Here is a 9,590-nt window from a genome sequence, read left to right on the forward strand (position 1 = left end):
TCATAATAACCAGGGTAGCCATTTCATCCATGAATGTGCCCATAACCGTGTAAATAACCAGAATGACTAAAATGATCAGAAAAGGTTCAATATGCAGACTGTCTATAAAGGCAGTTAACCGCATGGGGATAAGGCTCCTGGTTAGAAATGCACCGAAGAGTTTTCCACCGATGAGCACTATGAAGACCATGGCAGAAATTCTGACTGTAACGATTACGGCATCAAAAAAAGCACGCCAATTCATCCTGCCCACAAGGATAGAAAAGATGAGTGATAGGATTGCCCCGACCGCTCCGGCCTCGGTTGGTGTGAAAAATCCGCCATAGATACCACCGATACTGAGCAGGAAGATCAGGGGAACGGCCCATACAAATTTTAATTTATGCCAGGGAAAGGAGATCTTATCCTTAATTGCTGCCGGTGCTAATTTCGGTTTCCATATTAAAACAAGGGAAACTGTAATCATTAGCAAAATCATGGTCATGATCCCGGGCAGAAAGCCCCCGATCAGCACCTGGCCAATTGATTCCTCGGTAAGGGCGCCATATACCACCAGGGCGGTACTGGGCGGGATTACCACACCAAGGGTCGAACCGACAGCGGAAACACCGGCTGCAAATCCGGGATCATAATCGTACTTGCGCATCTCGGGAACAGCTACCGCGGAAATGGTGGAACAGGAAGCAACAACTGAACCGCAGACAGCCCCAAATGCGGCGCCGGCACCAATCGTAGCTATAGCCATACCACCTTTAACCCTGCCGATAAGTCCGTTGATCACCTCGTACAGATCAGCGCCCAGATTGGCCTTGGCTAAAAAGAGACCCATAAGGACAAAAAGTGGGATCACGCTGAAACTGTAATTCTGGGTAATCAGGATTATATCGATACCCAGCTTGTTAAGAGCCGGACCGGTAGAGGTAAGCATGATATTGCCCACAATAGCCACAATGGTCATGGCAATACCCACGGGAATACGGATCATCAGCAACACAAGCATAAAAATTATACCGAGTATGCCGATTTCAATCGACGTCATTGCCGAGCACCCCCCCTTCTTTCAGAAACAGCAGATCGGCGACAACTGATAAAACATAGCCGATCAACCCGACCGCGGCAATCAATACCACCGGCCAGTGCGGAATCTTTAAAATGGCAGTGTTCGCATTGGTCGAAACGAGGAGTTGGCTGTATTTAAAAACCACCCAGCACATCAATATTGTAATGGCCAGGTAGATAACCGAACTGAGGTAAGAAATAAAACGCTGACCTTTGCGGGGTAACCGGTCGTAGAGGGCGTCGATTACCACATGCTCCTTAAAATGCTGAGCATTGCCGACCCCGAAAAAAACAATGAAAGTAAGGAAAATGCTGGTTAACTCGTAACTTCCGGACATTGGCCGATTGAGAAAACTGCGCATGATCACATCGGCGCCGGTCATAAACATCAGCGCAAGCAGGGTAACACAACTTATGAACTGCAGATAATAATTGATCTTCTTAATTCTTTTTCGCAATAAACAGCACCTCCCCCAGGAATTACAGGTTATGGTAAATAATATTAAGTTAGCAGGGCAGGCGCCCTATTAAAAAAAAGGTTTACGGTGGCTGCTTGATGCAGCCACCGCACCTAACACATCAGCGATAAATACTTTAATTCTATCGGAATGTTTACCGCTTAAACTATCTCAGGCTATCCCTGATGGAGATCATCAGGTCATAGAAGCCCTGTGCGTCATAACCTCTACCGGTTAATTCAGCAATATAGTCTTCCACAACAGGTGCCGCCAGTTCAGCGAAGAGGGCTTTTTCCTCAGGGCTGAGGAAATAAACCTCCATGCCTTCTTCCTGCATGCTGGTTACGCCCCATTCATGTAATTCGTCATAGTAGCGAGCTGATTTTAGGCTAAGTTCGCGACCGCCAATGGTTTCGAACAGTGCCTGATCCTCGGGGGTAAGCCTGTTCCAGGCATCCCAGCTCATGGCCATGACCTGCGGTGAAACATAGAGGTTCATACCTTCGGTAGCATAACTCAGCACTTCATAAAGCCTGTAGGTGGGGATAGCCGAAGCTCCGGTAGCCATCCCGTCAACAACACCACGCTCGATATTGTCATAAGCATCGGGCATGGGCATACCGGCTGTAGTTGCGCCGAAACGGGACAGTGATTTGTCAACCATGGGGCTGGCGCTTCTCAGGCTGACGCCCTGCAGATCACTGGGTTTTTGGATCGGTTTGTTCGATGTGTAGACATCACCGATATCGGTTGTATACATGTTAAAGACTTTAAAATCACCGTATTCTTCCTGGAATTCCTCGTTCTGCTCAAGGAGACCCCAGATGGTTGCTGTTGCTTCTTCTGCAGAATTAAAATGATCAAAGAATTCGATCATCTCAGTCAGCGGGAAACGGCCGGCTGTGTAACCCTGGAGGGTCCAGATCATATCCACAGCCCCGGTTGAGACGTCATCAATAGCAGATGTTCCGGTTGTGATTGAGCCGCCCGGATGAAGGTTAATTACTACACGACCTTCACTTTTTTCCATGATTTCCTCGACAAAGGGTACAATAATATCCACGTGGTGGTGGTGGGCTGCCGGGAAGGGATGGGCAAAGTCAAGGACAACTACTTCTACTTCTTCGGCTGGCTCTTCACCGTTTTCAGGTTCTTCTTCGACAGGTGCGACTGTATCTGTACCTCCGCAGCCGGCAATGCCAAAGACAAACAGCATCATTGCAACCAGGCCGATAATCAAAAATAACTTTTTATTCATTCTTACATTCCCTCTTTTCTTTGGATGATATGAAACAGTAGCCGGAAGAAACTACTCCGGTATCTTAAGTGAAGTATTGGCTTTTTTTATCACCTCCTGCACTGCAGTTTGAAAGCTTTTATTAAGTGTCATACAGCAGATGCTGTCAAAAGCAAAGAGGCCTTAAATAAATCTGTCGTAAGTTAGAATATAGTATGTCATTTATTGTGATAATTTAAAGATATCTTAGTATTGTCAGTTTGTCAAATAGGAATAACAGTGTATTATATATTATATATACAACCTTAAGCGGGGGTGGCAGTTTCTATGTTTCACTGGTAAAATGGTAATCTGGAGGAAAAAATAAGGCAGTGGGAGAAGTAAAAGAAATTAATTCGATTACGCAGATTCCCATACCGTTAAGAGCTAAACAAAACAATAAATATCTAAGTTGACTGCAAAAAGGAGGTTATTTAATGAGCATTGGAAACAAGCTCTACGAGGAGCGACTGGACCGCTATCTGAAAGCTATAAAATGCGAAAAACCAGACACGGTGCCTATTCGCCTGAACATAGGCGAGTGGACGGCCAAATACGCAGGTTTCACCCTGCAGGAAGTATACTACGATCTCGACAAGCAGTTTCAGATGGTTGAAAAGGTTATGGCCAACTGGGACCTCGATGTTGTCAGGGGTATTGGCTTCGGCCTCAATCCGCCTGCCTTGAGGAATTCCCTGGATCTGAATTTTTATCGTTTTCCCGGCGTGGATCTTCCGGAAGACAGCTCCTTTCAATATCACGAAGAGGATTATATGAAAGCTGAGGATTATGACGATTTTATCGCCAACCCGACAAAATGGGTAGTTGACAACTACCTGCCCCGCGTCTGCAATGAACTGGCAGAACCCGGTTCATATCGGGCCCAGATTGCAATGATCAAAGGCAGTGTGTCCATGCTGCAATATACGTCGAAACTGGGCGAAGTTAATCGAAGGATAAGCGAAGAGTTCGGCTTTGCCCCGGCTGTTAAAGGGATGACCAAGGCTCCCTTCGATACAGTTGGAGATACGCTGCGGGGGATGAAAGGGATTTTGACCGACATCCGCCGTCATCCGGAGAAGATAATCGCTGCCTGTGATGCTTTGATTCCTCATAACATCAGATATGCGCTGGCCGGTCCCGGCGCCGACAAAACTTTCCCAGTAATCGCTCCCCTGCACCGCGGCGCCTATCCTTTTCTCAGTGTGGAACACTGGGTTAAATTCTACTGGCCTTCACTTAAAGCAGTTATTGAAGGATTATGGGACCAGGGCAAATCCATGACTTTTTTTGCCGAGGGTGACTGGACTCCATATTTGGAATATATCGCTGAACTGCCTGAAAAGAGCATCCAGTTCGTGGTTGATAATACCGATCCGGCCAAGGCAAAAGAACATCTGGGCGGAAGGTTCTGCCTGATCGGCGCAATACCGACCACTTTACTGACCTACGGAACCCGGGAAGAGGTAACGGAAATGGTGAAGCGGGCTATTGATGAACTGGGTGCCGATGGCGGATATGTTCTCGATGCCGGTGGAGTTATAATGGGCGATGCCAAGCTGGAGAATATTGAAGCGATGATCGAGGCAGGCCGTAAATTCGGTAAGTATTAATTTTTAGGACAGGCATTTTTTAAACCTGAATAGTGGGGAGGTTTATCCTGATGAGCGATAAAATTACGGACTTCGTTCCTGAACCGGGAACCTGTTTGTCATGGGAGATAAAGAAAAAGGAACTGGGGGAAATCCCCGGAAACGAAGAGATAATCAAGCAGAGCTGGGACAACCTTGATGAGTATGCTTACTCATTTATCTGGTGGTTCGTCCAGCGCTAAACACAACTTAAGTTATCTGAGGAAGGAGACTGACCAGACCGATGCAAAAGGATGAATTGGCTTTAGCCATGGAGGAATTGGAAGAAGAAAAGGTACTGGCTATGATCGATTCAAGATTAGGGGAAGGTGTCTCGCCGATCGATATTATCAAATCGCTGCAAGCAGGCATGGTTGAGGTGGGCGAACATTTCCAGAAGGGCGAGTATTTCCTCAGCGAGTTGATCATGGCCGGAGAAATTATGAATGCGGCCAACCATATACTGGAACCAAAACTGGCCGGGGAGACAACCGAGGAAAAAGGAACGATTGTGATCGGCACTGTAAAAGATGACATTCACGACCTGGGTAAAAATATAGTTGTCATGTTGCTCAAGGGTGCCGGATACAAGGTCGTTGATCTTGGTGTAGATGTCCCCAGGGAGAAATTTGTCCAGGCTTTGCAGGAAACAGGTGCACCGCTGCTGGGTTTGAGTGTGCTTTTAACCGGCTGCCAGGACAATATGAGAGAAGCAATTACCGCTGTCCGGAATGCCGGGCTCGATACTAAAGTAATGATCGGTGGTAACTATATCAATGAAAAAGTGCAGGAGCATGTTGGCGCCGATTATTTTGCCACTAAAGCCAGTGATGGTGTGGAAATTGCAAAGACCATATTCGGGAAATAAATAAAGAACTGCGGGGGAAGAGATGAAAACCGGAAGCAGACCAAACGGCGGTGATCTATTTATTGACATCTTACGTAAACGGGGTGTCAGCAATATCTATTGCTGTCCCGGAACTACGGAGGTATCGATAATTGATGCAACTGTAAATTGTGATGATATCAACTTTATTTTATTTCCCTTTGAAGGATCGGCAGTTGCCGCAGCGGATGGACACAGCAGGGTCACCGGAAAACCGCAGGTTGCCATGCTCCATGCCAATGTAGGTTTGGCCAACGGAATCTGCCAGATTTACTCGGCCAAAATGAGTAATTCCCCGGTAGTTGTTATTAATGTCATCAAACCGCGGAATATTTTAGCACATGGCGGGATTACCTCCACCACCGACGAGCAGGAAATGGTCAAGCAATACATGAAATGGGATTGGTTATGCCTGAGATCTGAAGAGCTTGCCGAGGATCTCAACCGGGCTTTCCAGATGGCTATCAAACCACCAATGGGACCAACCCTGCTGGTCATCCCGCAGGACGTTCTGGAAGCACCAGCCAGCGAAAAAAGCGTCTATACTTTCCCGAGGGAGAATGTCTCCTATAAAATTGCTCCTGCTGATGAGGAAATCGACCGTGCAGCTGAGATTCTGGCTGAAAGCGACTTCCCCTTGATTATCGCCGGATCAGGCGTGGGTAGAGAAAACTGTATTGAACAGGTTAAAGCGCTGGCCGATCTGCTGGGAGCCGGAGTAAGTTGTGACGACCGTCGCTCTTTTTATCATAACGGCTATCCGACCGGCGAGAGTAATTTTTTAGGGCCGTACAGGACGGATATCCCTGCTGCTGAAAAAGCCGATGTAATCCTGGTCCTGGGAACTAAACTTTTCGTTGAATTCAATGCACCCGGTAAGCCGGATATCCCAGAAAAAACCAGGCTGATTCACCAGCACGATGATATTGCCGAAATCGACAAACTTTATGGAGCTGAAGTACCTCTCTGTGGGAGTACCGCGGAAACGGTTAATAAGCTGTACAGCAGACTGGAACTATTGATGAAGGAAAAACCGGGTGTGGCAGCAGCCAGAAGAAAAGTGGCTCTTGAGCTGAGCGCCCTTAGGAGAAAAGAAGTTGAAGCCTTCCTGAGCAAGGAAGCAGCCAAAAAACCGATCAGGGTTTCAACCCTGGTTGAGCATGTTTCATCATTTATGGATCAAAAGACTACTGTGGTAATAGATACCCCTACCTCTGACGCTCATTTTATAGACTACCTGGAACGACCCGACCGCTTTAGCTGTTACGTTCACTGCCACGGAGGTTTGGGCTGGGGGACCGGCGCTGCCCTGGGAGTTAAATGGGGCAATCCCGGGCGCAGAGTGATCTGTGTAGTCGGGGATGGTTCTCTTCTCTTCGGGGTGCAGAGTCTATGGGTTGCTTTTAAGTACCGGGTTCCGGTGGTTTTCCTCGTTATAAATAACCAGCGATATGCCGCAGTCAGAAAAGGTTTGCTTAATTATAAAGGTAATGCTGTTAAGAGTGACACTTTCCCTGGGACGGATATATCGGGAATTGATTATACAGGGCTGGCCAGAAGCTTCAGTGTACAGGCTGAAAGAGTTGAAGCAGCGGAAGATTTATCTGCTGCCCTGGATAGAGCGCTGAATATGGGCGAACCTTACTTGCTGGAAGTAATGGTTGACCCGGATGATTTCTAACAGCACAGGAGAACCGTCCCCGTGTGCGGTCCCCTGTGTTGTTGCTTTGACAGATTGAGCTAAAATCGTGTAATATATTGGAGTGAATCAGATCGATTTAGTTTACTGAAAAGAGGTTAACCAACTTATAAATGCCGGTTTTGAACAACACCCTGAGTAGAAGCAGGGTTCTTTTTTTAACTTAACTGGCATTTATCACAAGCGGGAGTGATCCTTTGTTTCACATTTTTAAAAATCTCGAAGCCCGTATCACTACGCGTATTATCTATACAGCAGCCTTAATTATTGTACTCATCATACTGGGAATCATGCTGGGTGGTACTTTCCAGGGTGGGAAGAACCTGGTGATCAACGAGGTAATGGCCAGCAACCGCAGTACTCTTGTTGATGAAGACGGCGATTACCCTGACTGGTTTGAAATATATAACCCGGGAAATACCGCTATATCTCTGGATGGCTACTGGATAACCGATGATTCTGCCGATCCGTACAAATGGCCCTTCCCCGCCGTTGAAATCGGTCCGCAGGAGTACCTGGTTATTTTTGCATCAAACAAAGATCGCCGAAATCCTGACGGCAAACTTCATGCCAACTTTACTCTCAGCGCCACCAGCAGCACACTCATATTGGTTGATCCTGAGGCTTCGGTGATCGATACAGTAACAACAACGGATATGCTCTCCAACGTATCATACGGCAGGGTTGAAGAGAACCCTTCAGAGTGGGCTTATTTCCTTGATGCCACCCCCGGAGCTGCCAATAGTGAAGAGCCCTTTGAACAGGTTACCGATATGCCCCGGCTGGAGGAGAAACCGGTATTGATCAACGAATTTATCACGTCAAACCGGACTTCCCTGCCTGATGAAGACGGCGACCTTTCAGATTGGATCGAAATATATAATCCGAATGATTTCCCGGTAAATATGGAACGGTACTGGCTATCCGATAAAATTGACAACCCCTATAAATGGCGGTTTCCCGCTGTTACGATCGAACCTGGTGAATTCCTGGTTATTTTTGCTTCCGGTAAAAATCGCTCTAATCCGGAGGGTATATACCTGCATACCAATTTCAGTTTAAATGACCGTGATGATACACTCATCTTAAGCACTCCGGAAGGTGCGGTTATTGAGGAAATTGAAATTCGAAACATGGAACGTGATGTTTCTTATGGACGCGATCCAGATAATCCCGATCGCTGGCTGTACTTCACCCGGCCTACCCCGGGTGAACCTAATTATACCCAGGGATTTGAACATTTCAGCGGTTCGCCTGTCCCTAACCTGATCATCAGCGAGGCAATGGCGGAAAACGTGACCACTATTGCCGATGAAGACGGAGAATACAGCGACTGGATTGAGATATATAATCCCGGGGATTTTGCGGTTAATCTCAATGGGTTTGGTTTGTCGGATAGCGCAGATGAGCCATATCGCTGGAAATTCCCCGAAGTTACCATTGAACCGGGAGAATACCTGCTTGTATTTGCATCGGGAAAGGACCGGGCGGATACAGACAGTGCTTACCTGCACACAAACTTTAAAATACAGGCAACAGGTGAAACACTGGTGCTCTACCATCCATCGGGTATTATGCTTGATAGTATGCATACGGGGATGCTCTCACCCGATATGTCGGTGGGCCGATCACCTGAAAACAGGAGCAATCGATACTTTTTTGAAACACCGGCACCAGGAGCAGTTAATGTTTCGTCTGTTTACAGTGGATACTCTCTGCCGCCGGTTATCTCTCATCCCGGCGGATTCTACACTTCAGGACTTTTTGTTGATATGACCTCTCCCGGTCCGGGATCAGTAATCCGCTATACGCTTGACGGAACGGTGCCTGATGAAAACTCCCCTGTTTATTCAGAGCCGTTGGCCATAAATGATACATCTGTATTGCGTGCAGTTTCTTTTGAAGAGGGTAAGCTGCCGAGCCCGGTCGAAAACAGAACTTATTTTATTGATACCGACCATAACCTGACGGTAGTTTCGGTTATCATGGATCCGAAAGACCTGTGGGATCCGGTTCAGGGGATATACGTAAAAGGCTACGGAGCATCCAGTACATTCCCCTACAAGGGAGCAAATTTCTGGAAAGACATGGAAAAACCAATCCACCTTGAGCTTTACGAGCCTGAAGGTCTTCTTGGCATAAGTATGGATGCCGGAATCAAGATTGGCGGCCAGTACAGCCGGGCAATGGATCAGAAGATCTTCAACGTTTTCTTCCGGAATATTTATGGATATAATGAACTGCGTTACCCCCTTTTTCCGGAAAAGGATTTAACCCATTTTAAAGCACTGACCCTCAGGACTTCCGGTCAGGATTCTGTGTACAGCAAGATCCGGGATATAATGATGACCAGCCTGCTGGGAGATATGGGGTTGGATTACCAGGCTCACCGCCAGGCAGTATTATATTTAAACGGTGAATACTGGGGAATTTATAATATCCGGGAAAGGGCAAACCGCTACATGATTGCTCACAATCACGATCTTGATCCCGATAAAATCGACCTGCTCCAGGCTAACTGGATAGTCCGTGCGGGCTCCAATGCAGATTATCTCGACCTGTTAAATTTCGTCAGGAATAG

8 protein-coding genes are annotated in these 9,590 nt (G+C 47.0%); 5 read left to right on the top strand and 3 right to left on the bottom strand.

Annotated features, from left to right (window positions below; all coding sequences use genetic code 11):
* The 3 genes from SCJ97_09780 to SCJ97_09790 all read right to left on the bottom strand — a co-directional run.
* Nucleotides 1-1,039 (bottom strand): TRAP transporter large permease subunit (locus SCJ97_09780; protein ID MDW7740323.1); only part of this gene is annotated, 1,039 nt, incomplete at its 3' end.
* Nucleotides 1,026-1,517 carry a TRAP transporter small permease subunit gene (locus SCJ97_09785; protein MDW7740324.1) on the bottom strand — a complete coding sequence of 164 codons (492 nt, stop codon included), beginning with the start codon at nucleotides 1,515-1,517 and terminating at the stop codon, nucleotides 1,026-1,028. The genes SCJ97_09780 and SCJ97_09785, both read right to left, overlap by 14 nt.
* 166 nt (nucleotides 1,518-1,683) lie before the next feature.
* Nucleotides 1,684-2,775 carry a TRAP transporter substrate-binding protein gene (locus SCJ97_09790; protein ID MDW7740325.1) on the bottom strand — a complete coding sequence of 364 codons (1,092 nt, stop codon included), beginning with the start codon at nucleotides 2,773-2,775 and terminating at the stop codon, nucleotides 1,684-1,686.
* A 455-nt stretch (nucleotides 2,776-3,230) separates the two neighbouring features.
* Between SCJ97_09790 and SCJ97_09795 the strand changes: the two genes are divergently transcribed.
* From SCJ97_09795 to SCJ97_09815, 5 genes are all read left to right on the top strand, one after another.
* Complete coding sequence (locus SCJ97_09795) at nucleotides 3,231-4,406, top strand: uroporphyrinogen decarboxylase family protein (GenBank protein MDW7740326.1); 1,176 nt, start codon at nucleotides 3,231-3,233, stop codon at nucleotides 4,404-4,406.
* Between the two features lie 50 nt (nucleotides 4,407-4,456).
* Nucleotides 4,457-4,627 (top strand): hypothetical protein, encoded by a 171-nt coding sequence (locus tag SCJ97_09800; GenBank protein MDW7740327.1) that lies wholly within the window; start codon nucleotides 4,457-4,459, stop codon nucleotides 4,625-4,627.
* A 41-nt stretch (nucleotides 4,628-4,668) separates the two neighbouring features.
* Entirely contained in the window at nucleotides 4,669-5,292 is a 624-nt protein-coding gene (locus tag SCJ97_09805) for a cobalamin-dependent protein (protein MDW7740328.1), read from the top strand.
* Nucleotides 5,293-5,314: 22 nt separating this feature from the next.
* Nucleotides 5,315-6,991, top strand: coding sequence for a thiamine pyrophosphate-binding protein (locus SCJ97_09810; GenBank protein ID MDW7740329.1), 1,677 nt, complete (start codon nucleotides 5,315-5,317; stop codon nucleotides 6,989-6,991).
* Between the two features lie 215 nt (nucleotides 6,992-7,206).
* Nucleotides 7,207-9,590 (top strand): lamin tail domain-containing protein (locus SCJ97_09815; protein ID MDW7740330.1); only part of this gene is annotated, 2,384 nt, incomplete at its 3' end.

The organism is Bacillota bacterium, from assembly GCA_033549065.1.
GTDB lineage: Bacteria > Bacillota > Dethiobacteria > DTU022 > DTU022 > JAWSUE01.